This is a genomic window from Pseudomonas oleovorans subsp. oleovorans (assembly GCF_002197815.1).
In the GTDB taxonomy this organism is placed as follows: domain Bacteria; phylum Pseudomonadota; class Gammaproteobacteria; order Pseudomonadales; family Pseudomonadaceae; genus Aquipseudomonas; species Aquipseudomonas oleovorans.
This window is the reverse complement of the sequence record NZ_NIUB01000049.1, coordinates 1-25,858: the sequence shown is the minus strand read 5'-3', so window position 1 is coordinate 25,858 and position 25,858 is coordinate 1. Positions and strand designations below refer to the sequence as shown.

At 63.7% G+C, this 25,858-nt stretch carries 26 protein-coding genes; 11 read left to right on the top strand and 15 right to left on the bottom strand.

From position 1 onward, the window contains the following. Positions 1 to 94: 94 nt before the first annotated feature. The 4 genes from PSOLE_RS20995 (at position 95) to PSOLE_RS20980 (ending at position 3,228) form a co-directional block, all read left to right on the top strand. Positions 95 to 1,243, top strand: coding sequence for an FAD-dependent oxidoreductase (locus PSOLE_RS20995; protein ID WP_074860504.1), 1,149 nt, complete (start codon positions 95 to 97; stop codon positions 1,241 to 1,243). Between the two features lie 188 nt (positions 1,244 to 1,431). Next, positions 1,432 to 1,704, top strand: coding sequence for an HU family DNA-binding protein (locus PSOLE_RS20990; RefSeq protein ID WP_003242571.1), 273 nt, complete (start codon positions 1,432 to 1,434; stop codon positions 1,702 to 1,704). Positions 1,705 to 1,854: 150 nt separating this feature from the next. Beyond that, a complete protein-coding gene (locus PSOLE_RS20985) occupies positions 1,855 to 2,250 on the top strand; it encodes a helicase (RefSeq protein ID WP_074860503.1) in 396 nt (131 codons plus the stop codon). A 225-nt stretch (positions 2,251 to 2,475) separates the two neighbouring features. Then, positions 2,476 to 3,228, top strand: coding sequence for a hypothetical protein (locus PSOLE_RS20980; RefSeq protein ID WP_172480653.1), 753 nt, complete (start codon positions 2,476 to 2,478; stop codon positions 3,226 to 3,228). 65 nt (positions 3,229 to 3,293) lie between these two features. On the opposite strand, the gene PSOLE_RS20975 is transcribed toward PSOLE_RS20980, so the two are convergent. From PSOLE_RS20975 to PSOLE_RS20965, 3 genes are all read right to left on the bottom strand, one after another. Then, positions 3,294 to 4,700: an aminoacyl-tRNA deacylase and HDOD domain-containing protein gene (locus PSOLE_RS20975; protein ID WP_074860501.1), complete on the bottom strand. Its 1,407-nt coding sequence runs from the start codon at positions 4,698 to 4,700 to the stop codon at positions 3,294 to 3,296. 91 nt (positions 4,701 to 4,791) lie between these two features. Then, positions 4,792 to 6,867 (bottom strand): ATP-dependent DNA helicase RecG, encoded by a 2,076-nt coding sequence (gene recG, locus PSOLE_RS20970; protein WP_074860500.1) that lies wholly within the window; start codon positions 6,865 to 6,867, stop codon positions 4,792 to 4,794. A gap of 8 nt (positions 6,868 to 6,875) precedes the next feature. Next, positions 6,876 to 7,805, bottom strand: coding sequence for a hydrogen peroxide-inducible genes activator (locus PSOLE_RS20965; protein ID WP_074860499.1), 930 nt, complete (start codon positions 7,803 to 7,805; stop codon positions 6,876 to 6,878). A gap of 99 nt (positions 7,806 to 7,904) precedes the next feature. Here PSOLE_RS20965 and PSOLE_RS20960 point away from each other — a divergent pair, with 99 nt between their 5' ends. The 3 genes from PSOLE_RS20960 (at position 7,905) to PSOLE_RS20950 (ending at position 10,330) form a co-directional block, all read left to right on the top strand. Then, complete coding sequence (locus PSOLE_RS20960; protein ID WP_003464615.1) at positions 7,905 to 8,762, top strand: NAD-dependent epimerase/dehydratase family protein; 858 nt, start codon at positions 7,905 to 7,907, stop codon at positions 8,760 to 8,762. 12 nt (positions 8,763 to 8,774) lie between these two features. Further along, the gene (locus tag PSOLE_RS20955) at positions 8,775 to 9,575 is read left to right on the top strand and encodes a helix-turn-helix transcriptional regulator (RefSeq protein WP_003464614.1); all 801 of its coding nucleotides are present in this window, start codon (positions 8,775 to 8,777) and stop codon (positions 9,573 to 9,575) included. 137 nt (positions 9,576 to 9,712) lie between these two features. Beyond that, the gene (locus PSOLE_RS20950; protein ID WP_003464612.1) at positions 9,713 to 10,330 is read left to right on the top strand and encodes a LysE family translocator; all 618 of its coding nucleotides are present in this window, start codon (positions 9,713 to 9,715) and stop codon (positions 10,328 to 10,330) included. A gap of 37 nt (positions 10,331 to 10,367) precedes the next feature. On the opposite strand, the gene PSOLE_RS20945 is transcribed toward PSOLE_RS20950, so the two are convergent. The 6 genes from PSOLE_RS20945 to PSOLE_RS20920 all read right to left on the bottom strand — a co-directional run bounded on the left by PSOLE_RS20945 (position 10,368) and on the right by PSOLE_RS20920 (position 15,723). Further along, positions 10,368 to 11,093 carry a hypothetical protein gene (locus PSOLE_RS20945; protein WP_074860498.1) on the bottom strand — a complete coding sequence of 242 codons (726 nt, stop codon included), beginning with the start codon at positions 11,091 to 11,093 and terminating at the stop codon, positions 10,368 to 10,370. A gap of 55 nt (positions 11,094 to 11,148) precedes the next feature. Continuing rightward, positions 11,149 to 11,529: a RidA family protein gene (locus PSOLE_RS20940; protein WP_003464610.1), complete on the bottom strand. Its 381-nt coding sequence runs from the start codon at positions 11,527 to 11,529 to the stop codon at positions 11,149 to 11,151. Positions 11,530 to 11,597: 68 nt separating this feature from the next. After that, positions 11,598 to 13,709, bottom strand: a complete 2,112-nt coding sequence (gene spoT, locus PSOLE_RS20935) for a bifunctional GTP diphosphokinase/guanosine-3',5'-bis pyrophosphate 3'-pyrophosphohydrolase (protein ID WP_003464609.1) — start codon at positions 13,707 to 13,709, stop codon at positions 11,598 to 11,600. A 63-nt stretch (positions 13,710 to 13,772) separates the two neighbouring features. After that, the gene (gene rpoZ / locus PSOLE_RS20930; protein WP_003464606.1) at positions 13,773 to 14,036 is read right to left on the bottom strand and encodes a DNA-directed RNA polymerase subunit omega; all 264 of its coding nucleotides are present in this window, start codon (positions 14,034 to 14,036) and stop codon (positions 13,773 to 13,775) included. A 149-nt stretch (positions 14,037 to 14,185) separates the two neighbouring features. Beyond that, positions 14,186 to 14,806: a guanylate kinase gene (gene gmk, locus PSOLE_RS20925; RefSeq protein ID WP_003464604.1), complete on the bottom strand. Its 621-nt coding sequence runs from the start codon at positions 14,804 to 14,806 to the stop codon at positions 14,186 to 14,188. Positions 14,807 to 14,859: 53 nt separating this feature from the next. Then, on the bottom strand, positions 14,860 to 15,723 hold the full coding sequence (locus tag PSOLE_RS20920; protein WP_074860497.1) for a YicC/YloC family endoribonuclease: 864 nt from the start codon (positions 15,721 to 15,723) through the stop codon (positions 14,860 to 14,862). A 174-nt stretch (positions 15,724 to 15,897) separates the two neighbouring features. On the opposite strand from PSOLE_RS20920, the gene rph reads away from it, so the two are divergent. Together rph and PSOLE_RS20910 are read left to right on the top strand one after the other, a co-directional pair. Continuing rightward, on the top strand, positions 15,898 to 16,617 hold the full coding sequence (gene rph / locus PSOLE_RS20915) for a ribonuclease PH (protein WP_003464600.1): 720 nt from the start codon (positions 15,898 to 15,900) through the stop codon (positions 16,615 to 16,617). 26 nt (positions 16,618 to 16,643) lie between these two features. Further along, positions 16,644 to 17,015, top strand: a complete 372-nt coding sequence (locus tag PSOLE_RS20910) for a DUF4870 domain-containing protein (protein ID WP_003464599.1) — start codon at positions 16,644 to 16,646, stop codon at positions 17,013 to 17,015. Between the two features lie 203 nt (positions 17,016 to 17,218). On the opposite strand, the gene PSOLE_RS20905 is transcribed toward PSOLE_RS20910, so the two are convergent. Next, the gene (locus PSOLE_RS20905; RefSeq protein ID WP_039965397.1) at positions 17,219 to 17,998 is read right to left on the bottom strand and encodes an exodeoxyribonuclease III; all 780 of its coding nucleotides are present in this window, start codon (positions 17,996 to 17,998) and stop codon (positions 17,219 to 17,221) included. A gap of 80 nt (positions 17,999 to 18,078) precedes the next feature. Between PSOLE_RS20905 and pyrE the strand changes: the two genes are divergently transcribed. Further along, positions 18,079 to 18,720, top strand: a complete 642-nt coding sequence (gene pyrE / locus PSOLE_RS20900; RefSeq protein ID WP_003464595.1) for an orotate phosphoribosyltransferase — start codon at positions 18,079 to 18,081, stop codon at positions 18,718 to 18,720. A gap of 20 nt (positions 18,721 to 18,740) precedes the next feature. Beyond that, positions 18,741 to 19,343, top strand: coding sequence for a DUF4124 domain-containing protein (locus PSOLE_RS20895; RefSeq protein WP_003464593.1), 603 nt, complete (start codon positions 18,741 to 18,743; stop codon positions 19,341 to 19,343). A gap of 158 nt (positions 19,344 to 19,501) precedes the next feature. Here the strand turns inward: PSOLE_RS20895 and argB are convergent, their stop codons facing one another. From argB to PSOLE_RS20870, 5 genes are all read right to left on the bottom strand, one after another. Continuing rightward, positions 19,502 to 20,407: an acetylglutamate kinase gene (argB, locus tag PSOLE_RS20890; RefSeq protein WP_003464592.1), complete on the bottom strand. Its 906-nt coding sequence runs from the start codon at positions 20,405 to 20,407 to the stop codon at positions 19,502 to 19,504. 24 nt (positions 20,408 to 20,431) lie between these two features. Continuing rightward, the gene (gene algC / locus PSOLE_RS24430; RefSeq protein ID WP_206407572.1) at positions 20,432 to 21,826 is read right to left on the bottom strand and encodes a phosphomannomutase/phosphoglucomutase; all 1,395 of its coding nucleotides are present in this window, start codon (positions 21,824 to 21,826) and stop codon (positions 20,432 to 20,434) included. 1,235 nt (positions 21,827 to 23,061) lie between these two features. After that, positions 23,062 to 23,517, bottom strand: a complete 456-nt coding sequence (dut, locus tag PSOLE_RS20880; RefSeq protein ID WP_074682220.1) for a dUTP diphosphatase — start codon at positions 23,515 to 23,517, stop codon at positions 23,062 to 23,064. A gap of 2 nt (positions 23,518 to 23,519) precedes the next feature. Further along, positions 23,520 to 24,728, bottom strand: coding sequence for a bifunctional phosphopantothenoylcysteine decarboxylase/phosphopantothenate--cysteine ligase CoaBC (gene coaBC, locus PSOLE_RS20875; protein ID WP_074861348.1), 1,209 nt, complete (start codon positions 24,726 to 24,728; stop codon positions 23,520 to 23,522). A gap of 207 nt (positions 24,729 to 24,935) precedes the next feature. Continuing rightward, positions 24,936 to 25,858 (bottom strand): group II intron reverse transcriptase (locus PSOLE_RS20870; protein ID WP_211281481.1); only part of this gene is annotated, 923 nt, incomplete at its 5' end.

The window sequence follows — 25,858 nt, the reverse complement described above, 5'->3', positions numbered from 1 at the left end:
GCCAGCGCGTACCTGATCCAGTAGGGTGTCATCCCGCTATCTGGGGCGGCGGCCGGTGGGTCGTCGCGTCGTTTTCATCGTGAGGAAAGAGCGCATGAGTGCACCCGTCGTCATCGTCGGTACCGGTCTGGCCGGCTACAACCTGGCCAAGGAGTGGCGCAAGCTCGACGCGCAGACGCCTCTGCTACTGATCACCGCTGACGATGGCCGCTCCTACTCCAAGCCGATGCTGTCCACCGGCTTCGGCAAGCACAAGGAGGCCGATGGCCTGGTCATGGCCGAGGCGGGCGCCATGGCTGAGCAGCTCAACGCGGAAATTCGCACCCATACCCGTATCACCGGAATCGACCCCGGCCACAAACGCTTGTGGATCGGTGAGGAAGCCGTGCCGTACCGCGACCTGGTACTGGCCTGGGGCGCCGAGCCTATTCGCGTCCCGGTAGAGGGTGATGCCCAGGATGCGCTGTTCCCGATCAATGACCTGGAAGACTACGCGCGCTTTCGCAGCGCAGTGGCCGGCAAGCGTCGCGTCCTGATTCTCGGCGCCGGTCTGATTGGTTGCGAGTTTGCCAACGACCTCAGTGCCGGCGGCTATGAGGTAGAGCTGCTGGCACCCTGCGAGCAGGTGATGCCCGGCCTGCTGCATTCGGCGGTGGCCTCTGCCGTACAAGCCGGTCTGGAGGGGCTGGGCGTACGTTTCCATCTCGGCCCGGTGCTGGCGAGTCTTGACCGCCAGGGGGACGCGCTGCAGGCCTCGCTGTCCGACGGCAGCCTGATCCAGTGCGACGCGGTGGTCTCGGCTGTGGGCCTGCGTCCGCGCACCGCGCTCGCTGCGGCAGCCGGTCTCGACATCAACCGTGGCGTGATGGTCGACCGCCAGTTGCGCACCTCGCACGCCAATATCTACGCCCTGGGTGACTGCGCCGAGGTCGACGGCCTCAACCTGCTCTACGTCATGCCGCTGATGGCCTGTGCCCGGGCGCTGGCCAAGACCCTGGCTGGTGAGCCGACGGCGGTCAGCTATGGGCCGATGCCGGTGACGGTAAAGACGCCGGTATGCCCGCTGGTGGTCTCACCGCCACCGCGTGGCAGCCAGGGCGAATGGACGGTCGAAGGCAGCGGCAGCGACATCAAGGCGCTTTGCCGCGAGGCTTCCGGAGCACTGCTCGGTTATGCGCTGACCGGCGCCGCCGTGCAGGAGAAACTGGCACTGAACAAGGAGCTACCGGCACTGCTGGCGTGATTGCCTGCGGTTCTGTCGGATACGCCACGAAATTGCCTGGTTAAAGTGGCTGGCGAGGCTGGCGCAGTACGATGCGGCATGCCATTCTCCCAAGGGTCTGCCGCAGCGCAGAGCTGTTGCGGCGCCTTGGGCGCTGTTCTGGAAGGACAGCACGGACACAACAACAAAAAACCGTCAAAGAGGCATTTATGCGTAAACCGGAACTCGCCGCCGCCATCGCCGAAAAGGCTGATCTGACCAAGGATCAGGCCAATCGTGTACTCAACGCCGTACTGGAAGAAATCACCGGTGCACTGAACCGCAAGGACAGTGTGACCCTGGTTGGCTTCGGTACTTTCGTCCAACGCCACCGTGGCGCCCGTACTGGTAAGAACCCGCAAACCGGTCAGCCGGTGAAGATCAAGGCCAGCAACACCGTCGCCTTCAAACCGGGCAAGTCCCTGAAAGACGCGGTCAACTGAGCCCGTTACCCGGAGCCGCTCGGCTCCGGGGTCCCCCAGCGCAGCCACGCTGCGACATTCGCTGATACAGCCATGCTTTAGACAGGCTGTAGTCCTGCAAAAAAACCACTACAATGCGCGGCCATCATCTTCGATCACGAGGCCCTGTGCATGAAATTCCGTTTTCTCCTGTGGATGCTGGGCCGTCTGATGGCCAAGGCTAGCCGCGAAAATCCGGCTTTCCGTCAGCAACTGGAAGGGCGCGATATGGTGTTCCAGCTGCACACGCTGGACGGCAAGGTGGCCCGCCACTTCACCGTGGCCGGTCAGCGCGTGACCAGCAAGCGCGGCACCACCTCGGATCCGGCCTTCGCCATTGGCTTCAAGGATGCCGCCTACGGCTTTGAAACCATGACCGCGAAGAACAAGCAGCTGGCCTTCATGCAGGGCATCCAGAACAAGGACATCCAGATCCAGGGCAACCCGGCGCTGGTCATGTGGTTCCAGGGCCTGACCAAGTACCTAATGCCGAAGAAGAAGACCGAGGCGCCGAAAAAGGCCGCCTGAACGGCTGATGCCAGTCAGTTAGGCGTCGACGCATCGAAATTGTAGGAGCGGCGCCCCGCCGCGAATCAGGCGGTGTGCACTCGAAAAAGCTTCGCCCCGGGGCGGGGCTCCTACGGAAGACCACGTTGGCAACCTTATCTGGTTGGCTTCCGATAGGCGTCACGGCTGGCCGCGACGCCGCGCTTTGGTTAGGCTGCCAGGCACGTCCCTGTGGAAAGCCTGACCATGCGTCTTTTCCTGTTACCCCTGCTATTGCTGGCCGCCACCACTGCACGGGCCGAGCCAGCGTCTGCCAAGGCCTTGTTGCCGCTGTTCGAACTCGCCGGTATCCATCTGCTGTGCGAACAGAGCGCGCCGTTGGTGCAGCGTGGCCAGGATGAAACCGAACAGAAGCGCCTCGCCCAGCTCTTCGCTGGCGAGGCCTTTTGTCTGGACCTGGCCCAGCGCGTCGCTGCCCGCTTCGATGCGGCGCAGGGCGAGCAGGCCCGTAAGCGTCTCGACAGCCCGTTGGCGCAGCGTTTCACCGCTGCCGAGCGCGCCGTAGGTGAGCAACCCGAAGGCTTGGCTGAATACCGCCAGCGCCTGCAGGAGCAGCCGCCACGAGGTGCGCGTCTTGACCTGGTCAAGCGTCTCGATGCGGCCGCGCGTACAACCGAACTGGCCAGCCTGCTGCGTTATGAAGTCGGCAAGACCCAGGCATTGTTGGCACTAAAGGCGCGGGGCGAGAATCTCAGCGAGGCCGAACTGCAGGCGCAGACGCAAAAGCAGGCGGATGCCATCCGCCAGTCCAGCGAGCAGGCGGTGAAAACCTTCATGTTCTATGCCTACCGGCAGATGCCCAGCGATCAACTCGCCGAGTATGCGGCGCTTTACGAGCATTCCAGTGTCAGCCAACTGCTCGCCATCAGCCTGGAAGTGGTGCCGCAACTGTTCGCCGAGCGTCGGGAGAAGTTGCGCAAGACGGCGGGCAAGTTGTAAGGGGCGTCGGCCGCTCGGTGCGAGGCGAGCAGCCCATCCTTGAGGGTTAGGGAGCTAGCAGCCGCTCATTGCGGCTGCTGATACTGCGCTGCCAGTTCACGCAAGGCGACCTCGGCGCTGAGTACCTTGCTCACTGCGTCCTCGGCTTTTTCCCGGCTCAGGCCCAGGGCCTCGAACAGCTCATCAGGAATCTCGCTCTGCGGCCCGGCACCGATACCCCGGTTGCGCAGCAGGCTGACAGCCAGGCACACCAGGTTGGGGAAGGCCGCGCTGTCGCCGGCATAAGATGGGTCGTGCTGAAAGCGCAGGGCGCTGGACAGCTCTTCCGGCATATCCCAATGGCGCATCAGCCAGGCACCGATCTGCTCGCGAGTGATGCCCAGCAGGTGCTGCTCGATGTACCCGGCAGACAGGTGCGGGTTGACCTCCAGGTGGCGGCAGATCAGCGAGAAGTGCGGCGGAAACACGTGCGCCAGAACCAGGTAGCCGAAATTGTGCAGTAAGCCGGCCAGGTAGGTCAGGCCGGCTTCAGGGCGCTGCGCGCGCGGCATGGCGCGGGTCAGGCCTTCGATCACTGCGGCGGTATAGATCGCTTGCTGCCAGTAGGGCGTGGCGTGCTGCGGCTGATCCTTGGGCAGGCTCAGGGTCTTGCCCAATGCCAGGCCGAGAGCCAGGTTGATCACCAGGTCGAAGCCCAGCACGCGGACGATGGCGTCTTCCACCGAGCGGATCTTGCCGGGCGCGGCATAGTAGGGCGAGGCTGCCCAGCTGACTACCTGGGCCGCCAGCGCGGGATCGGTTTCGACCACGCCGGTGATGTCGTCCACCGTGGCATTGGGGTCAACGCGCAGCTTGATGATCTTCTGCGCGGTTTCCGGCAGCGGCGGAATCTCGATGGTTTCTTCCAGGCGCTGCTGGATGCGGCGTGCGGTAAAGGCCTGCACGGCCTGGGTGATTTCCGCGCGGTCATCATGGGGGCGATCGAGGTTCGGTCTGATCGCACTGACCGGCTCACCGAAACGCGCGGCGCTGGCCTTGCTCAGCAGCGCCTTGAAGGCTTCAGTGGGAATTTCCAGCAATACGCCAGGCTGGCCGGACTCGATCAGCAGACTGGGCACCTGCAGCAGGCGTTCTTCGTACAGGCAGGGCGAGCTGGTCAGGGGCGGCAAGCCGGGCAGGGCGGCCAGATTGTGCTTGCCGAGCATGCGCTCCAGGCGCTCCGGTTTGACCGCGGTGAGCTGGCGCCCAGTCAGTTCGGCCAGGCGCGACAGATCGAGCATGTGGCTACGCGGGTAGAGCACCAGCAGGGCGCCGATGGCGTCGTCCACCAGCACGGCCTGCAGGCGCGCCTCGCTTGGCTGACCCGGGCGCTCCGCGCGTACCTGGTAGGGTACGGCGAGTTTCTCCAGCAGTTGCACAATCACGGCGGGGGCTTGCGCAGTGGCGTTGGCGGCGAGGGCGGCTTCAGTCATATCGATATCCAGCGTTGGCGCATGTGCCCCGGAGTATAACCAGCGAGGATTTGCGCAAAGGTTCGTGGCAACGGTTGTCCTGTGAACAGGTTCACACTTGACCGTATTGCTGGCCGTGACGCAACCAGCGCTCCAACAATGGAGCCACATGTTGTGGCCAATGTTCCAGCAGAGCGTGCGCGGCATCGCGTACGGCGGGCAGCAGATCGGCGTCGCGCATCAGATCCGCCACCTTGAACTGCAGCAGACCGGTCTGCCGGGTGCCGAGCATTTCCCCCGGTCCCCTGAGTTCGAGGTCCTTCTCGGCGATGACGAAACCGTCGGTGGTCTCGCGCATGATCGCCAGGCGCTCGCGCCCCAATTGCGACAGCGGCGCGTGGTAGAGCAGCACGCAATGGCTGGCCGCGCTGCCACGGCCGACCCGACCGCGTAGCTGGTGCAACTGCGCCAGGCCCAGGCGCTCGGGGTTCTCGATGATCATCAGGCTGGCGTTGGGCACGTCGACGCCGACTTCGATCACCGTGGTGGCCACCAGCAATTGCAGGTGGCCTTGCTTGAATTCGTCCATCACCGCGGCCTTTTCGGCCGGCTTCATGCGTCCGTGAATCAGGCCGACGCGCAGCTCGCCGAGGGCCGCCGAGAGCTCCTCGAAGCTGGTCTCTGCCGCCTGGCAGGTGAGCTCCTCGGATTCTTCGATCAACGTGCACACCCAGTAGGCCTGGCGGCCCTGCTGGCAGGCATTGCGCACGCGCTCGACCACCTCATCGCGGCGGCTGTCGGCGATCACCAGGGTATTCACTGGCGTGCGGCCGGGGGGCAGCTCGTCGAGGATCGAGGTATCCAGGTCGGCGTAGGCGCTCATCGCCAGGGTGCGCGGAATCGGCGTGGCGGTCATGATCAACTGGTGCGGGCAGAGGCGGCCGTCGATGCCCTTCTGGCGCAGGGCCAGGCGCTGCTGCACGCCGAAGCGGTGCTGCTCGTCGATGATCACCAGCGCCAGGCGCTTGAACTTCACCTCGTCCTGAAACAGCGCATGGGTGCCGACCACCATCGGGCAGCCGCCGGCGATCTGTTCCAGTGCCGCCGCGCGTGCTTTGCCCTTGAGCTTGCCGGCCAGCCAGGCGACGTCCAGGCCGAGCGGTGCCAGCCATTTGCTGAAGTTGAGCAAGTGCTGCTCGGCGAGGATTTCGGTGGGCGCCATCAGTGCCACCTGGTAGCCGGCCTCCAGCGCCTGCAATGCAGCCAGGGCGGCGACCACCGTCTTGCCGGCACCGACGTCGCCCTGCACCAGGCGCAGCATGGGTTCGCTCTGCGCCAGGTCATAGGCGATCTCGGCACCCACGCGCTGCTGCGCGCCGGTAGGGGCGAAGCCGAGGTTGGCGAGGTACTGCTGCGGCAGCTTCGTCGCCGGCGGCAGCGCCGGCGCCTGTTGCGCGCGCACCTGCTCACGCAGGCGCTGCAGGGACAACTGGTGCGTCAGCAGCTCTTCAAAGGCCAGGCGGTGTTGCGCCCAGTGACGGCCCTCGGCGAGCTCTTCGACATCGGCGTCCGGCGGCGGCCGGTGCAGGTAGCGGATGGCTTCGTCCAGCGGCGCCAGGCGATAGTCGCGGGCCAACTCCTCGGGCAGCCAGTCTGGCAGGCTGCGCGGGCCGAGGCGCGCCAGCGCCTGCTGGCTGAGTTGGCGCAGACGCTGCTGAGTCAGGCCTTCGGTGGTCGGGTAGATGGGCGTCAGGCTCTGCTCCACCGGTGCCGGTTCGTCGCCGCTCTGCGCGCGGTATTCCGGGTGGTAGATTTCCAGGCCGGTGGCGCCAGGGCGTATTTCGCCATAACAGCGCAGCGCCGTGCCGCGTTTTAGGCCGTCCTTCTGCGCCTGGCTGAAGTGGAAGAAACGCAGGCTCAGCGTGCCGCTGCCGTCCTGCAGACGCACCAGCAGGCTGCGCCGGCGGCCCATGACCACGTCGGCACCGGCAACGATGCCCTCGACCACCGCATCCTGCCCCGGGCGCAGCGCGCCAATGGGGGTGATGCGGGTGCGATCCTGGTAGCGCAGCGGCAGGTGGAACAGCACGTCCTGCAGGTTTTCCAGGCCAACCTTGGCCAGTTTTTCGGCCAGCGCGGCGCCTACGCCTTTCAGCGCGGTGACGGAAACCGCTGACAGCTCGCTCACGTCCGGCCTCAGACTGCCTTGGTCTGCGGGCTGCGGGCGACCGAGCAGAGGCGGATCGAGTCGGCCAGCACTTCGATGGCGTTGGGCCGCGGGAAGCTGGCGCGCCAGGCGATGGCCACGGTGCGGAACGGCACCGGCGCGCTGAGTGGGCGCACTTCGATCACGCCCGGCGCGTAGTGGTGGCTGTCCACCGCCGAGAACGGCAGGATCGACACGCCCAGGCCGGAGGCGACCATATGGCGGATGGTTTCCAGCGAACTGGATTCCACTGTGGTGTGCTTGCCGTGGTCGTCGCCGCCCTTGCGCAGGGTCGGACAGGCCTCCAGTACCTGGTCGCGGAAGCAGTGGCCTTCGCCTAGCAGTAGCAGGCTCTTGTCGTTGAGCAGCTTGGTGTCGATGGTGTCCATCGCCGCCCAGGGGTGGCCGGCCGGCAGCAGCGCGTAGAACGGTTCGTCGTACAGCGGCTTGGTCAGGACATCGGCCTCCTGGAACGGCAGGGCGATGATGATCGCATCCAACTCACCGGTACGCAGCTTGTCGCGCAGGATATGGGTGAAGTTTTCCTCGATGTACAGTGGCATGTCCGGGGCGACCCGGTGCAACTGTGGAATCAGGTGCGGGAACAGGTAAGGGCCAACGGTATAGATGGCGCCGATCTTCAGCGGGGCGGCCAGCTGGTTCTTGCCGGCCTGGGCCAGCTCGCGAATGCCCTGAGCCTGCTCCAGCACCTTCTGCGCCTGGGTGACGATGCCCTCGCCGACCGGCGTCAGGCGTACCGCGCTCTTGCTGCGTTCGAAGATCAGTACGCCAAGCTCGTCTTCCAGCTTCTTCACGCCGACGGACAGGGTCGGCTGGCTGACGTGACAGCGTTCGGCGGCGCGGCCGAAATGCTGCTCCTGGGCAAGGGTGACGATGTAACGCAGTTCGGTGAGGGTCATAGTGTTTATCCATTAAATTGCCGACAAGCATAGCCTTTGCATACGAATGAACCAACCGGGCTAAACTGCGCCTTTGCATAAAATGTCATGGAGAAAAGCATGTCGGGATGCAACAGCCTGCTGATTGCCGGGTGTGGAGACGTCGGTACCCGCCTCGGCCTGCGGATGGCCGCACAAGGCTGGCGCGTGCTCGGTATGCGTCGCAACGTGGCCGCGCTACCTACCGCCATCGAGCCGCTGGCCGGCGATCTGCACGCCGATGCCTGTCCGGCGGATTGGCCGCAAGGGCAACTGGATTACCTGGTGTACTGCGCCGCCGCCACCGAGCATGACGAGGCGGGCTACCGCGCCGCCTATGTCGAGGGGCTGCGCCGCGTGTTGAGCTGGCTGGCGCAGCATGGCCAGCGACCACGGCGCATCCTGTTCGCCTCCAGCAGCGGCGTGTATGGGCAGCAGGAAGGCGAGTGGATCGACGAGGGTTCTGCGGCTGAAGCCCAGAGTTTTTCTGCGGTGATCATGCGCGAGGCTGAACGCGTCGCGCTCAACAGCGGTCTGCCGGCGACCACAGTGCGTCTGACAGGCCTTTACGGCCCTGGTCGCGAATGGTTGCTGAGCCAGGTGCGCGGCGGCTATCGCGTCAGCGAGACGCCGCCGTTGTATGGCAATCGCATTCATGTCGAGGATGCTGCCGGCCTGTTCGCCACGCTGTTGCAGGCGGATGCCGCCGGTGTGCCCTTGGCCGATTGCTACCTGGGCGTCGACGACGAGCCGGCGCCGCTGCACGAGGTAGTAGGTTGGCTACGTGGGCAACTGGGCGTCAGCCATTGGAGCGACGAGCAGCGCGTGCGCCGAGCCGGTAGCAAGCGCTGTCGCAACGCCCGCGCCCGTGCGCTGGGCTGGGCGCCGCAGTATCCCAGTTACCGTGAAGGTTACGCGGCGATCCTGGCGGGTCGCTGAGCCGCTGCCGAGATGGATTCCAATCGCCTTCTGGCCAAGCCCTGGTTACCGGGAATCGAGCTGTTCCACGCCGACTTTTCCGGCCAGCCGTTCGGGCGCCACAGTCACGACGCGTTTGCCGTTGGGGTGATCGTACAGGGTGTGGGCGGCTACCAGTGCCGCGGTCAGCGCCACGCGCTGCCAGCGGGAACCCTGTCGCTGATGAATCCCGAAGAGCCGCACACCGGGCACGCCGAGTCGTCGCGCCTGATCTACCGCATGCTCTACATCGAGGAGTCGCGACTGCCGGCTCTGCTTGGGCGCAAGAGCCTGCCCAGTGGCTTTCGCGCGCTCAATCCCCACGATGACGGGCGCGTGGCGGCGGGATTGGCGCGTCTGGCCGGCCAGTTTGAAGGGGGCGATGCGCTGGCGCTGGAGAGCGAACTGCTGGCGTTGCTGGAGCTGGTCTTCGTGCGGCACGGCGGCTTGCGCGAGGCGCGCCCGGCATGTCGCGACAGTGGGGTGACGGCGTACCTGCGCGATTACCTGGAAGCGCACTACGCCGAGGCTGTCAGCCTCGAGCAATTGGCTGCCTTGGTGCAGCGTCATCCGCGCCACCTGATCGAGGCATTTCGCCGTGCCTATGGCGTGCCGCCACACACCTATCTACTGCAGCGCCGAGTACGTGAAGCCAAGCGCAGGTTGTTGCAAGGCCAGGCCCTGGCCGATGTCGCACTGGATCTGGGTTTTTATGACCAGGCGCATTTCAACGGCGTGTTTCGCCGTTTCACCGGGGTCACTCCGGGGCGTTTTCGCGCCGTGGCGCAGGCCTGATTCTGCAGGGCTTAGTGCGAACTTGCATCGGTGCGCGCCAAGTTGTTCGGCAGCGATTGCGTCGCTGTCGAGTCTGAGTTTTTTCCAATACATCGCACCGCTGGTTGTCGACACTGCCTCCGCCAAACGGAGGTGCCATGTTCGCGTTGTTTCTACTGGTTGCCGGTACTCATTTCGCGGCCTTGCTGTCGCCTGGGCCGGACTTCTTTCTATTGATTCGCACCGCGCTGGCCAAGGGCCGGCACCAGGCCGACGGTTGCGCCTGGGGCATTGCGCTGGCCAACCTGCTGAGCATGCTGCTGGTACTGTTCGTCATGGCGTTGTTACCCGCCGAGGGTAGTTGGCTGTGGCGCTGCTTGCAGGTCGTCGGTGGGCTGTATTTCGCCTGGATCGGCCTGCAGGCGCTGGCTTCGCGGCGAGATCTGGTCCTGCCACAGGGTGATCAGCTGAGGCAGGGCGGGGTGTGGAAGGGCATGCGTCAGGGTCTGCTGGCCAGCAGCCTCAACCCCAAATTGCCGCTGTTCTACGCCGGGCTATTCGGGGTCTTGCGCGAGTCGGCAATGCCGGCATGGGGGCTGGGCCTGGCGATGCTGTGGATGACCCTGGTGGTGCTGTTCTGGGATCTGGCGCTGGTGCGCCTGCTCGATCAGGCGCGCTGGCGCAACTGGTTGCAGCGGCGCGTGCGCTGGCTGGATCGCGGTTGCGGTGGCCTGTTGCTGGCGCTGGGAGGCTGGCTGTTGCTGGGGGCTCTATAGCGTGGCGCCGCTCCTGCCCGGAGGCGGCGCCTGCTGATCAGCGGCGCTTGAGCAGCCAGCGCTGCGGGCCGGGCTGGTACTCGGGCATCTCGTCGAACTGGGCGCGGTTCTGCGCTTCGAAGATGCGCAGCTGATTGCCTTCATGCACGAACAACCAGGGGCTACCCTGATCACCGGCTTGCAGCCAAAGACTGTCATGTTCGCCGCTCATGGCCGCGCAGTCGCCTGCCAGGCACAGGGCGAAGCGTTCGGCGCCGGGCAGGCCTTGTACCTGCCCGTCGCTGTTGAAACGCACCAGGCCGCCCTGGCCCAGACCTTCCTCGATCAGCCAGTCGCCGCCCAGGTAGTCGCGGTACAACGCCTGTTCAAAGCTGCTGCCCAGCGGCTTGGGTTCGCCGGAGACGCGGGCGAAGTGCTGCTCGGGCCAGTATTCGCTGGCGATCTGCACCAGTTCGCCGTTCTGAATGGCGAGCTGCTCGTTGTAATCACCGTAGAAGGTCACCTGCCAACGCCCCTCTCCGGCACCCTGCAGCTTGCCCTCGGCCAGCTCGAAGCCGTTGCTGTAGCTGGCCTGCTGCTGTTCGGGGTTGATCTGCCATTCGAGGTTGGGGCCGTAGGCGAGCAGGGCTTCGCGCAGGCGACCGCTCTCGCGGGCGGCATCGATGGCAGCCTGGTTGATCCAGGTACCGCTCGGGTCGTTGTTCGGCGTACTGGCGCAGCCGCTCAGCAGGGCGGCCAGTAACAGCAGAGGCAGCAGGCGCATGGCGATCTCCATGCCGGGGAAGGGCGAGCGGGGCCTACTGCCCCGCTCGAACGACTTACTCGATGACCAGGATGGCGTCCATTTCCACCTGCGCGCCGCGCGGCAGGGCGGCAACGCCAATGGCAGCGCGAGCCGGATAAGGCTGTTCGAAGTAGCGACCCATGATCTCGTTGACCTTGGCGAAGTGCGACAGGTCGGTGAGGAAGATGTTCAGCTTGACGATGTCCTTGAACGAACCACCGGCGGCTTCGGCGACGGCCTTGAGGTTTTCGAACACCTGCACGGTCTGGGCTTCGAAGCCTTCGACCAGCTCCATGCTTACCGGGTCGAGCGGGATCTGCCCGGACATGTACACGGTGTTGCCGGCCTTGATTGCCTGGGAGTAGGTGCCGATGGCGGCCGGTGCCTTGTCGCTGGTGATGACGGTCTTGCTCATGAATCGCTCCTTGTGAGAACTGGCTGGGTCGAGCACCCAGCCTACAGAATCGAAATAGGGGAATTGTGTCAGGCGCGTACTCGGGTGATACGCATCACGCCCTTGAGTGCACGCAGTTTCTTGATCACGCGGGCCAGGTGCACGCGGTCATGCACGCTGACCACCAGTTGCACGACGCTGATACGGCCGTCGCGTTCGTCCATGCTGATCTTCTCGATGTTGCCATCGGCGGCATTGACGCTGCTGGCCAGCAGGGCGATCAGGCCGCGCTGGTGTTCCAGCTCGACGCGCAGTTCGACGTTGAATTCGCCGGTGACATCCTTGGCCCAGTTGAGCTGGATGCATTTTTCCGGGTTGTGGCGGATGTCGACGATGTTCCGGCAGCTTTCCATGTGCACCACCATGCCCTTGCCGGCGGACAGGTAACCGACGATGGGGTCGCCCGGGATCGGCGTGCAGCACTTGGCGTAACTCATCACCAGGCCTTCGGTGCCGCGGATCGCCAGGGGCCCTTCGCTGCTCGGTAGGGTTTCGTCGCCACTCTCGGCCAGCAGGCGGCGGGCCACGACGTAGGCCATGCGGTTGCCCAGGCCGATGTCTTCGAGCAGGTCCTCGATGACCTCCTGGCGGTATTCGCCGAGCACGGCCTGTACGCGCTCGGGCGCGATCTTTTCCAGGTGCGTGTCGAAGCTGGCCAGCACCTTGTTCAGCAGGCGTTCGCCGAGGCTGATCGATTCCGAGCGGCGCTGCTGCTTGAGGGCGTGGCGGATATGCGTGCGTGCCTTGCCGGTGACCACGAAGTTGAGCCAGGCCGGATTCGGCCGGGCGCCCGGCGCGGTGACGATTTCTACCGTCGAGCCACTTTCCAGTGCTTGCGACAGCGGCGCCAGGCGACGGTTGATGCGGCAGGCGATGCAGGTGTTGCCGACGTCGGTGTGTACCGCGTAGGCGAAGTCGACCGCGGTGGAGCCTTTTGGCAGCTCCATGATGCGACCCTTGGGCGTGAACACGTAGACCTCGTCGGGGAACAGGTCGATCTTCACGCTCTCGATGAATTCCAGCGAGTTGCCGGCGCGTTGCTGCAGCTCCAGTACGCCCTTGACCCACTGACGCGCGCGGGCGTGGTTGCCCTTGGGCGCGTCGTCCTCATTGGACTTGTACAGCCAGTGCGCGGCGATGCCGTTGTTGGCCATCTCTTCCATTTCGCGGGTGCGGATCTGGATCTCGATGGGCACGCCGTGCATGCCGAACAGCGTGGTGTGCAGCGACTGGTAGCCGTTGGCCTTGGGAATCGCGATGTAATCCTTGAAGCGCCCGGGCAAGGGTTTATACAAGTTGTGCACGGCGCCGAGCACGCGGTAGCAAGTGTCGACCTTGTCGACGATGATGCGGAAGGCGTAGACGTCCATGATCTCGTTGAACGCCTTACGCTTGCCGCGCATCTTCTGGTAGATGCTGTAGAGGTGCTTCTCGCGGCCGATCACTTCGCCTTCCATGCCTTCGCGCTGCAGGCACATCTGGATCGATTCCTCGATCTTGGCCACGATCTCCTTGCGGTTGCCCCGAGCGCGGCGCACGGCGGCGCGGATGCGCTCCGAGCGCATCGGGTGCATGGCCTTGAAGCCCAGGTCTTCGAACTCCACGCGCATGTTGTGCATGCCCAGCCGGTTGGCGATGGGGGCGTAGATTTCCAGGGTTTCCTTGGCGATGCGCCGGCTCTTCTCATGCGGCATGGCATCGAGGGTGCGCATGTTGTGCAGGCGGTCGGCGAGCTTGACCAGAATCACGCGGATGTCGCGGGCCATGGCCATGGCCATCTTCTGGAAGTTCTCGGCCTGCGCCTCGGCCTTGGTCTCGAAGTTCATCTGGGTCAGCTTGCTGACCCCATCGACCAGTTCGGCCACGGTCTCGCCGAACTGCGCGTTGAGCGCTTCCTTGGCGATGCCGGTGTCTTCGATGACGTCGTGCAGCATGGCGGCCATCAGGCTCTGATGATCCATGTGCATGTCGGCGAGGATGCTGGCCACGGCCAGCGGATGGGTCACGTAGGCTTCGCCACTGCGGCGGCGTTGGCCATCGTGCGCCTGTTCGGCGTAGAAGTAGGCCCGGCGTACCAGGTTGACCTGGTCATGGCCGAGGTAGGCCGAAAGTCGGTCGGCGAGAGCGTCTATACCAGCCATGGGGTGTTCCCCTCATGACCGGTTTGGCGACCCGCCGCGCAACTTCGACCCGGCATCATCGACTTACAGAGGCTCGTTGGCCTCTTCCTCGAAGGCGGCGAACAGCGGTTCTTCTTCGACGATGTCGTCCTGGGCAATCACGTCGTAATCCACCAGGCCGGCGGCGATTTCACGCAGGGCCACGACGGTGGGCTTGTCGTTTTCCCACGCCACTTTCGGCTCTTTGCCGCCGGTGGCCAGCTGGCGCGAACGCTTGGTCGCGAGCATGACCAGTTCGAAGCGGTTATCAACGTTGTCCAGGCAATCTTCGACGGTAACGCGAGCCATGGTGTTCCTCGTAACGTGTGCGGATAAGCTTGGCCCGAGCGGGCGAGCGGACTGAATAGTGTAAAGCAGCTTCAAGCTTCAAGCTACAAGTAGGCGCCAAAACGGCCTTGCTTTTACCTGCAGCTTGTGGCTCGAAGCATGCGCGGCTTTTAGGCCAGCAACTCGCTGAGCAGGCCGGCATGGCGTTGCTGCTGTTGTGTTTGCGACAACTGGTTGCTGCGGAATATGGCTTTCAGGTCGCTCAGGGCGTGGTTGAAGTCATCGTTGATCACCAGGTAGTCGTATTCGACGTAGTGGCTCATTTCGCTGACTGCTTCGCGCATGCGTCGTTCGATGATCTCGCCGCTGTCCTGGCCACGGTTGGTCAGGCGGTGACGCAAAGCTTCCTGAGTCGGCGGCAGGATGAAGATGGATTTGCTCTGCGGCATCAGCTTGCGCACCTGCTGCGCGCCCTGCCAGTCGATTTCCAGAATCAGGTCGAAGCCTTCGGCCAGCGTCTGCTCGACCCATTTCTGCGAAGTACCGTAAAGGTTATCGAATACCTGGGCATGTTCGAGGAACTCACCGCGTTCGAGCATGGCGTTGAACTGTGCATGGTCGACGAAGTGGTAGTTCACCCCATCCACTTCGCCCGGGCGCATGGCGCGGGTGGTGTGCGAGACCGAAACGCGAATCTGCGCTTCGCTGTCGATCAGCGCCTTGACCAGGCTGGTCTTGCCGGCGCCGGAGGGGGCGGAAACGATGTAGAGGGTGCCGGTGGTCGTGGCCATGAAAGCGATCCTGGGAAAACGTGGGACGAAAGATAGCAGCCGCTGGGCTGGCGTTACTCGATATTCTGAACCTGCTCGCGCATCTGTTCGATAAGCACCTTGAGGTTCACCGCAGCCTGCGTGCTGCGCGGGTCGAACGCCTTGGAGCCGAGGGTGTTGGCTTCGCGGTTGAGTTCCTGCATCAGGAAGTCCAGACGCCTGCCGGCAGCGCCGCCGGCCTTGAGTACGCGACGCACTTCGCTGACGTGGGTGCTGAGGCGATCCAGCTCTTCGGCCACGTCGCTCTTCTGCGCCAGCAGCACCAGCTCCTGCTCCAGGCGTTGCGGGTCGAGCTCAGCCTGCATCTCGGCGAAGCGGGTTTCGATCTTCTGGCGCTGGCCGGCGAGCATTTGTGGTACCAGTTCGCGCAGTGCGGCGACCTCTTCGAGGATGCTGTCGAGGCGTTCGTTTAGCAGCTTGGCCAGCTCGGCGCCTTCGCGGGCACGGCCTGCCTTGAGTTCACTCAGCGCCTGGTCGAACAGCTTCAGAGCGGCAGCGTTCAGGGCTTGCGGGTCGGCCGAATCGGCCACCAGCACGCCAGGCCAGGCCAGCACTTCCAGCGGGTTGAGCGGGGCCGGCTGCTGGATCAGCGCGGCGACCTGTTCGGCAGCGGCGATCACTTGGCGGGCGCGCTCGCTGTCGACCTGCAGTTGCTTGCCGGCGTTTTCCTCGGCGAAGCGCAGGGTGCACTCCACCTTGCCGCGTGACAGGCCCTGGCGCAGGGCTTCGCGCACGGCGCCTTCGAGGTCGCGAAAGGCTTCCGGCAGGCGCAGGTGCGGCTCGAGGTAGCGGTGGTTGACCGAGCGCAGCTCCCAGCTCAGTGTGCCGTGAGCGGTTGCCTGCTCATTGCGGGCAAAGGCCGTCATGCTGTGAACCATGGGATACCTCGTGGAAGTTGGCTCGAAAAACGCAGGATTGTAGCTCACGGCACCTACCCATTTCATGTGCAGGCGAGCGGGTCTGCCATCTGCTGGCGCCAATTCGGCGTGTCGCCTTGCTCGGGCGCCCCTATAATGCGCACTGTTTTCACTTAATGAAGTAGGTATCGCTCGATGAAACGTCCCAGTGGCCGCGCCGCCGATCAGTTGCGCTCGATTCGCATCACCCGCAACTACACCAAGCACGCCGAGGGCTCGGTGCTGGTGGAGTTTGGCGATACCAAGGTGGTCTGCACAGTCAGCGTCGAGTCGGGCGTGCCGCGCTTCCTCAAGGGCCAGGGCCAGGGCTGGCTGACTGCCGAATACGGCATGCTGCCGCGCGCCACCGGCGAGCGTAATCAGCGTGAGGCCAGCCGCGGCAAGCAGGGTGGTCGTACTCTGGAAATCCAGCGCCTGATCGGTCGTTCGCTGCGCGCAGCGCTGGACATGAGCAAGCTGGGCGAGAACACCCTGTACGTCGATTGCGACGTGATCCAGGCCGACGGTGGCACCCGCACTGCCTCCATCACCGGCGCCATGGTGGCGCTGATCGACGCGCTGAAGGTGCTGAAGAAGCGTGGTTCGCTCAAGGGCGAGCCGCTCAAGCAGATGATCGCGGCGGTGTCGGTCGGTATCTACCAGGGCGAGCCGGTGCTGGATCTGGACTACCTGGAAGACTCCGCCGCCGAGACTGACCTCAACGTGGTGATGACCAATGCCGGTGGCTTCATCGAAGTGCAGGGCACCGCTGAAGGCGCACCGTTCCAGCCTGACGAATTCAACGCCATGCTGGCATTGGCGCAGAAAGGCATGAACGAGATCTTTGAACTGCAGCAGGCCGCTCTGGTCGACTGAGCCCGTAACGAGCAAGGAGCATCAGGATGAACGACGATCTGCAAAACCCGCTTCCTACGCCCAGTCAGGAAGCGCGCCAGTGGGCCATGTTCTGTCACTTCGCCGCGTTTCTCGGCCTGGTGTTCCCTTTCGGTAATCTGCTCGGCCCGCTGATCGTCTGGCAGATCAAGAAGGATTTCGACCCCTTCGTCGATGCGCAGGGCAAGGAAGCGCTGAACTTCCAGATCAGCGTGGCGCTGGCCGCCGTGGTCTGTTTCATCCTGATGGTGGTGGTGATCGGCTTCCCGCTGCTGATGCTGCTGGGTCTGGCCGCGTTGGTGCTGACCATCATCGCCGGTATCAAGGCCAACGAAGGGCAGAACTATCGCTACCCCTTCAGTTGGCGTTTGGTGAAGTGAGCCCGTGCGTACTTAATCGGCACTAAATCTAGTGCCGATCAGGCAAGTTCCCGCAGCCGCTTTTCGTAGGAGCCCCGCCCCGGGGCGAAGTCTTTCAAGTGCGCGCCGCCCTTGTTCGCGGCGGGGCGCCGCTCCTACAAATCCGCTGCGCCGACATGCTAATGACGGGCGTTAGGCGCTAAGCCTGCGCTCCTGCCTGTCGATCAGACGCTGAGAATCCAGTCGTAATCGACGATCAGCGGCGCATGCTGGGAGAAGCGCGGTTGGCGTGGCAGGCGCGCGCTGCGCACGCTGCGGCGCATGCCGGGGGTGAGCAACTGGTAGTCGAAGCGGTAACCCAGGTTGAGCATTTCCGCCTGCTCGTTGTCCGGCCACCAGCTGAACTGGTCGCCTTCACGGCTGACTTCGCGCAGGGCATCGACATAGCCCATATTGCCAACCACCTCATCCATCCAGGCGCGCTCGGGCGCCAGGAAGCCTGGTGATTGCTGGCAGTCGCGCCAGTTCTTCACGTCCAGCTTCTGGTGCGCGACATGCAGCGAGCCGCAATAGATGTACTCGCGACGTTTGCGCCGTTGCTTGTCCAGATAATGGGTGAAGTCGTCCATGAACTTGAATTTCTGATTCAAGCTCTCGTCACCGTCCCGCCCGCTAGGCAGCAGCAGGGTGGCGATACTGACCTTGTCGAAATCTGCCTGCAGGTAGCGCCCGTAGCGATCGGCCATCTCGAAGCCGAGGCCGCTGATCACCGCCTTGGGTTGCAATCGCGAGTAGAGTGCCACGCCACCTTGGCTGGGCACTTCACCGTCGCATGCATAGAGGAAATAACCATCCAGCTGGAAGGCTTGGTCGTCCATTTCAAAGGCAGAGGCACGGGTGTCTTGCAGGCAGATCACGTCGGCATTCTGGGCTTGCAGCCAACTGAGCAAACCTCGCTCGGCCGCAGCCTGAATACCATTCACGTTCACACTGATGATCCGCATAAATGGCCCCCAAAAACACATGCATGTATGATACCCGAGCTCACCTCATTTAGCTAAATCCGTGCCGTCCGGGACTTTTCATGCAAGCGTACCAGCGCGATTTCATTCGTTTTGCCATCGAGCGCGGGGTTCTGCGTTTTGGCCAGTTCACCCTCAAGTCCGGGCGCACCAGCCCCTATTTCTTCAATGCCGGCCTGTTCGACAGCGGTCTGGCGTTGGCGCAGCTGGGGCGTTTCTACGCCGCAGCCATCGTCGACAGTGGTATCGATTTCGATGTGTTGTTCGGCCCGGCTTACAAAGGTATTCCGTTGGCAGCAACCACTGCCGTGGCACTGGCCGAGCATCATCAGCGCGATCTGCCCTGGTGCTTCAACCGCAAGGAAGCCAAGGATCATGGCGAAGGCGGTACCCTGGTCGGTGCGCCACTCAAGGGCCGTGTGTTGATCGTCGATGACGTGATCACCGCCGGTACCGCGATCCGCGAAGTGATGCAGATCATCCAGGGCCAAGGCGCACAGGCTGCCGGCACCTTGATCGCGCTGAACCGCCAGGAGCGTGGTCAGAGCGAGCTTTCGGCGATTCAGGAGGTCGAGCGGGACTTCGGTATGCCCGTAGTGAGCATCGTGTCACTCGAACAGGTACTGGAATATCTGGCAGAGGATGCTGAACTGAAGCAATATCTGCCGGCCGTCGAAGCCTATCGCGCCGAATATGGAATCTAGCCCTAGTACAAGGTAGTCCTATGCCTGCACCGCGCCTGACTCGCTGTATGCTGCTCTTTAGCCTGCTGCTGCCATTGTCGGGGGGCGCGGCTGAACTCTATCGTTACGTCGATGACAAGGGCGTAACCGTGCTCAGCCGTCAGGGTGTGCCGCCGGAATTCATCGGCAAGGGCTATCAAGTGCTCAATGATCAGGGGCGTGTCGTGCGGGTGATCCCGCCGGCCCCGACGCCTGAGGAGTTCGCCCGCATGCAGGCGGACAAGGCACGCGCCAGCAGCGATGCTCAATTGCTGCGGCTGTACACCAATCTTGATGATGTCGACCGTGCCCGCGAGCGCAAGCTGGCCGAGCTCGACAGCGTCACCAGTGTCGCTCGCGGCAACCTGCAGTCGGTGCGTACCCAGCAAGCCAACCTGCAGAGCCAGGCCGCCGACCACGAGCGTGCCGGGCGCCAGGTGCCGGAGCATTTGCTGGCGCAGATCAATAACCTCAAGGAAGAGCAGCAGCGTCTGCAGCGCGATATCGCCCGCTACAAGGAAATCCGCACTCAAGCCGAGGCTGGTTTCGCCGCTGATCGCGCGCGCTTGGCCGAGTTGTTTGGCGAACCACAGCGTAAACCCTGACCTTCCGCTCTGCGGCGCAATCGTCGCGAAATTCTCGATCTTTGCCGTGAGTCACTGCGGCAGCGGTGCGCCGCTGTGTTTGCCAGGCCCTCTCCCGCCCTACGGGCACCCTCTCCCGGAGGGAGAGGGTCATCAGAAGGCCGCGTAGCGGCCGTTTTTTAAGGGCGCTTGCGGTTGCTGATCATGGTGCCGTTGCCGACATCGGTGAAGATCTCCAGCAACACGGCATTGGGTACACGACCATCGATGATGTGCGAGCTGGTCACGCCACCCTGTACCGCTTCCAGGGCGCATTTGATCTTCGGCAGCATGCCGCCGTAGATGGTGCCGTCGGCGATCAGTTCGTTGACCTGCTCGGTGTTCAGGCCGGTGAGCACTTCGCCCTGCTTGTTCATCAGGCCGGCGATGTTGGTCAGCAGCATCAGCTTCTCGGCTTTCAGTGCTTCGGCCACCTTGCCGGCTACCAGGTCGGCATTGATGTTGTAGGACTCGCCATCCGGGCCGACGCCGATGGGCGCGATGACCGGGATGAAGTCGCCCTTGGCCAGCATGTTGAGCAGGTCGGTGTTGATCCCGGTGACCTCGCCGACATGACCGATATCGATGATTTCCGGCTGGGTCATCTCCGGTGTCTGACGGCTGACCTTGAGCTTGCGCGCGCGGATCAGGCCGGCATCCTTGCCGGTCAGGCCGATGGCGCTGCCGCCATGCTGGTTGATCAGGTTGACGATGCTCTTGTTGACCTGCCCACCCAGCACCATTTCCACCACGTCCATGGTGGCGGTGTCAGTCACGCGCATGCCGTCGATGAAGTGACTCTCGATGGACAGGCGTTTGAGCAGATCACCGATCTGCGGCCCACCACCGTGCACCACCACCGGGTTGATGCCGACAGCCTTCATCAGCACGATGTCGCGGGCGAAGCCCTGCTTGAGCTCCTCGCTTTCCATGGCGTTGCCGCCGTACTTGATCACCAGGGTCTTGCCGACGAAGCGGCGGATATAGGGCAGGGCTTCGGACAGTACCTTGGCAACTTGGGCAGCGGCGTCACGCTCGAGGGTCATGCAGGGGCTCCTGGAACAAATCGGTCAAAAGGGCAGTTGCAGGTCGGGGGCGACCTTGAGCAGTTGCGCGCGGAACACGTCCTGGATGCGCTCCAGCTCTTCCTGGGTGTCGGCCTCGAAGCGCAGCACCAGCACCGGTGTGGTGTTGGAGGCGCGGATCAGGCCCCAGCCCTTGGGGTAGTCGACGCGTACACCGTCGATGCTGGTGATGTTCGCCTCGCCCCATTGGCCTTCACGCTGCAGGCGCTCGATCATGCCGAACTTGGTCTGTTCGGTGACCTTGATGTTGATTTCCGGTGTGGAAATGTCGCTGGGGAAGGCGCTGAACACCTGCTCGGCGTTGCGTTTTTCGAGGCTGAGAATTTCCAGCAGACGGGCAGCGCTGTAGATACCGTCGTCGAAACCGTACCAGCGCTCCTTGAAGAAGATGTGACCGCTCATCTCGCCGGCCAGCAGGGCACCGGTTTCCTTCATTTTCTTCTTGATCAGCGAGTGGCCGGTCTTCCACATCACCGGGCGACCACCGTAGCCGCTGATCAGCGGGGTCAGGCGACGGGTGCATTTGACGTCGAAGATGATGTCGGCGCCGGGGTTACGCGACACCACGTCCTTGGCGAACAGCATCAGCAGGCGGTCGGGGTAGACAATATTGCCGGTGTTGGTCACCACGCCGACACGGTCGCCGTCGCCGTCGAAGGCCAGGCCCAGGTCGGCGTTCTCGGATTTCACACGGGCAATCAGGTCGACCAGGTTCTCCGGCTTGCCTGGGTCCGGGTGGTGGTTGGGGAAGGTACCGTCAACGTCACAGAACAGCGGGATCACGCTGCAACCCAGGGCTTCGATCAGTTGCGGGGCGATCACGCCCGCGGCGCCGTTGCCGCAGTCGACCACCACGCGCAGTGGCTTGGCCAGGGCGATGTCGTCACGGATGGTCTTGAAGTAGCGCGGCAGCACGTCGACCTGCTGCACGCTGCCGACGCCTGTGGCCAGGTCGTTGTTGTCCAGGCGAGTTTTCAGCGCGAGGATCTGCTCGTTGGCCAGGGTGTCGCCAGCGATGATGATCTTGAAACCGTTGTAATCCGGTGGGTTGTGGCTGCCGGTGAGCATCACGGCCGAGCGGCCCTCCAGCACGTTGGCGGCGAAGTAGACGACTGGAGTCGGCACCATGCCGATATCGGTCACTTCGCAGCCGCAGTCGAGCAGACCTTGTACCAGTTGCTGCAGCAGTTCCGGGCCGGAGAGGCGGCCGTCACGGCCGACGATGACCTTGGGTTCGCCCTGAGCCAGGCTTTGCGAGCCGATGGCGCGGCCGATCCAGTAGGCGTATTCGGCAGTCAGGGTGTCACCGACCACGCCACGGATGTCGTAGGCGCGGAAGATGTCGTCGGGAAGTTGCGGGGCGCTTTGGCTGTTGCTCATTGCGGGGCTTTGCTCCAGTCCCAGGAGATCCTGGTCTTCATCGAGAATGTCGATATCGAGGATATCGGTGTCCTGGAACAGCGGGTCTACCAGCTCGGCTGGCTTGGCTGCCGGCTGAGCGGCGGGTGCCGCGGCTGTTCCTTTAACGGCGGTGCTGCTGCCTTCAGCGCTACTGCGGCGCGGTAATCGTGCCAGGCTTTGGGCCAGCGCATCGAGCGTCGGAATGCTGAGGCTGAAGGCTTTGACGTTCTTACCTGCAGAGAGTTCTTTGAGCATTTGCCCAAGCTGCTGGGCGTCGAGATTGACGCGCCGCTGCAGCGCGCACTGCACCAGGATCATGCCGATCAGGGCACCGCCCAGTGCAAGCAGGAACGCGAGGCCGAGCATCGCGGGAGAAATACTGCCTTGAGTCAGGCCGGGGCCGGGGGTGAAGCTGATCTTCCAGTAGGGGTTGCCGGTGGCGAAGGTCTGCGCAGCGGCTGCGTCGCCTGCCTGGCCGCGCTGTAGCAGCACCTGCGCCGGTGTGTTGGCGAACTGCTGCACCAACTGCACCTGGCCATACTCGGGTGGGAGCGCCGGCACAGCTGCGAGCAGTCGCTGCAGGTCGAAGGCCAGCAGCAGTGTACCCTGGGCTGGCTGATTCTCACTCAGGCGCAGGGCCACGGCGCTGTAGGCCAGCCAGCGCTCACCCACGCGATAGGCTTCGATAGCGGGTTGCTGACCGCTTTCGGTACGGCGCAGCATGTCCAGGCCGGCGAAGTTCATCGGCGCGGCGCGGGAGGTGTTCTGTACCGCTTCGCCGCGGCGATTGAGGTGGGCATCGATCACGCCATCCCAGTAGCCCAGGCGCCGCTCGACTTCGCTGACCCGCAGGTTGTCGCCGCTTTGCAGTGCTTGCAACAGCTCCGGGTTGCGAGCGGCGGCGAGGCTGTCGGCCTGCAATTGCTTGAGCGCCTGCTGCACGGCAGCGGCCTGGTTGCTGCCAATGACCTGCACCAGCTCTGCCTGGCGTGTCTGGCTGCTGCTGTTATCGGCAAACCACAACAGCGCGGCGCCTGCGACCCCGCCGATCAGTGCAGCCAGCAGGCCGGGTAGCAGTGCACCCAGCGAGGGGTTCGCCGTTTTGCCCTTGGGCTTGCTCGGCACCAGGCTGGCAGCCGTGTCGGCTTCCTTGGCAGTACGCTTGAAGAGTTTCACGTGGGTGCTCCTCGGCGGGTCGTCCTGTGGGGTGTGAATCAGTGGCTACCGGAGTGGCCGAAGCCGCCAGCACCACGTTGGGTCTCGTCGAACTGCTCGACCAACTCGAAATGCGCCTGCACCACCGGTACCAGCACCAACTGCGCGATGCGCTCGCCGATGGCGATGGTGAAAGGCGTCTGGCCACGGTTCCAGCACGACACCATCAGCTCGCCCTGGTAGTCCGAGTCGATCAGGCCGACCAGGTTGCCGAGCACGATGCCGTGTTTGTGGCCGAGGCCCGAACGCGGCAGGATCATCGCGGCCAAGCCTGGGTCGCCGATGTAGATCGACAGGCCGGTGGGAATCAGCACGGTCTGGCCTGGCTCGAGGACGATCTCCTCCTTGAGCATGGCGCGCAGGTCGAGGCCGGCGGAGCCCGGCGTGGCGTATTGCGGCAGCGGGAATTCCTGGCCGAGGCGAGGGTCGAGGATCTTGGCTTGCAGAGCGTGCATGGTCAGTTCTTGTTCAGTCGTTCTTTTATAAGGGTGATCAACTGGCGGGCGATCTTGCCCTTGCTGGTCTGGGCGAAACTGGTTTGCTGCAGCCCACGGTCGATCACGGTGATGGCGTTCTCTTCACTATTGAAGCCGATGCTGGGGTTGGCCACGTCATTGGCGACGATCAGGTCGAGATTCTTGTCGCGCAGCTTGCGCGAGGCGTATTCGAGCAGGTTCTCGGTCTCGGCGGCGAAGCCCACGCTGAACGGGCGATCCTCGCGGCCGGCGATGGTGGCGAGGATATCCGGGTTGCGCACCATTTGCAGGAGCATCCCTTCGCCACTGCTGGGGTCTTTCTTCAATTTGTGCTGGGCTACCACTTCCGGGCGGTAGTCGGCCACCGCGGCGGCGGCGATCAGCACGTCGCAGGGCATGGCGGCTTCGCAGGCGGCGAGCATGTCGCGGGCGCTGACCACGTCGATGCGGCTGACTCGATCCGGCGTTGGCAGGTGCACCGGCCCGCTGACCAGTGTGACGCGCGCGCCGGCTTCGGCGGCGGCCTCGGCCAGGGCGAAACCCATCTTGCCGGAGCTGTGGTTGGTGATGTAGCGCACCGGGTCGATGTTTTCCTGGGTCGGGCCGGCGGTGATGAGGATGTGCAGGCCATCGAGCGCCTGGCGCTGGAAACAATCGGCGGCCAGCAGGGCCAGGTCGTTGGGCTCGAGCATGCGGCCGAGACCGACATCGCCGCAGGCCTGGCTACCCGAGGCTGGGCCGAACAGGCGCATGCCGCGCTGCTGCAACAGGTCGAGGTTGGCCTGGGTGGCGTCGTCGCGCCACATGGCCTGGTTCATCGCCGGAGCCAGGGCAATCGGCGCATCGGTAGCCAGTACCAGGGTGGTCAGCAGGTCGTTGGCCACGCCCTGCGCGAGGCGCGCGATAAGGTCGGCGGTGGCAGGAGCGATGAGGATCAGATCGGCCCAGCGCGCCAGTTCGATATGGCCCATCGCCGCTTCGGCGGCCGGGTCGAGCAAGTCGAGGTGCACGGGGTGGCCGGACAGGGCCTGCAGGGTCAGCGGGGTAATGAACTCGCGTCCGCCCTGGGTCATCACCACGCGGACTTCGGCGCCTTGATCCTTGAGTCGGCGAACCAGTTCGGCGCTCTTGTAGGCAGCAATACCGCCCCCCACGCCGACGATGATGCGTTTGCGATACAGCCGCTGCATAGGCCTGCCTTTTATAAACCGGTGGATGTGCGCCACGTGACCAACGCCTCCCCAGGCCGGCCCCGTGTAAAGTCGGGTAGGGATAGGCCATTGCTGGCCCATCCCCCCCTAAGAACCGTACGTGCGGCTTTCACCGCATACGGCTCAAGCTTACGAAAAACCAAGTAGCTTGGCCGGCAGCGTACGGAGGTGCGTCGGATTCTACAGCTATAAACCACTAAACCGTAGAGGTGTATCTTTTTGCCGACTATGAGCCAGCGCATGGCAGTTGGGATGAAGCAGTGTGCGATTACGTAAAGTATCCGAGCCGCCGTCCACACGCCTGATGACGTGGTGATCGTGCCAGCCCGTTTCCTTACTCACCGCTTGCCCGCACAGAGCACAAAGTCCCTGCTGTCTGCGGAAGATACTGAGTATTTGCCCCCGATAACGCAGCTTGTGCTGCATCCGTTGAACTCTCAATGCCTCCCACTTCAGCTCGTGCTCCACATCATAGGGGTTGTAAGCCCCAGGTAGACGCTTGTGACGCACGATTACGGTTCCCGCCAACTGGTATAGCCGGCGGTACTGCTTTTCTCCCTTACCATTCTTGTAGGGGTACGCGAACACCCAGCTCTGCCCGCCTATGGATCGGAAGTATTTATTCCTGATCCAATCAGCCGACTTCCTCGGATGCCTACGTTTCGCCCACCTCCAGATTCGCCAAAAGATCAGATGATCCAGCTTGCTGAAGGTTTGTTTTGCCACGACCGGGGAGTGGTATTGTGCCCACCCCTTCAGTACCGGGTTCAGTTGGCCGATCAACGCTTCCTGCGTCAGTGCCCCACTACTTTTGATGATCTCGCGCACCTTCCTATACAACGCCGAAGCGTTCTTCTTCGAGGGCTTGATCAGCAGCTTGGCCTTCCTGCGTGGTGACTTCGGCACGTACTTCCTGAAATTCCACCCCAAGAAATCGAATCCCTGGTGAATGTGCGTGATGCGCGTTTTCTCCCGAGATAACTCAACCCCTCGTACTGACAGGAATTGCTCTACCCAGGGCTTGACCTCTTCCTCCAGCAGCTCTTTCGAGGCCGCCAGGATCACGAAGTCGTCCGCATACCGCACACACTGCACCTTGGTCTTCTCGG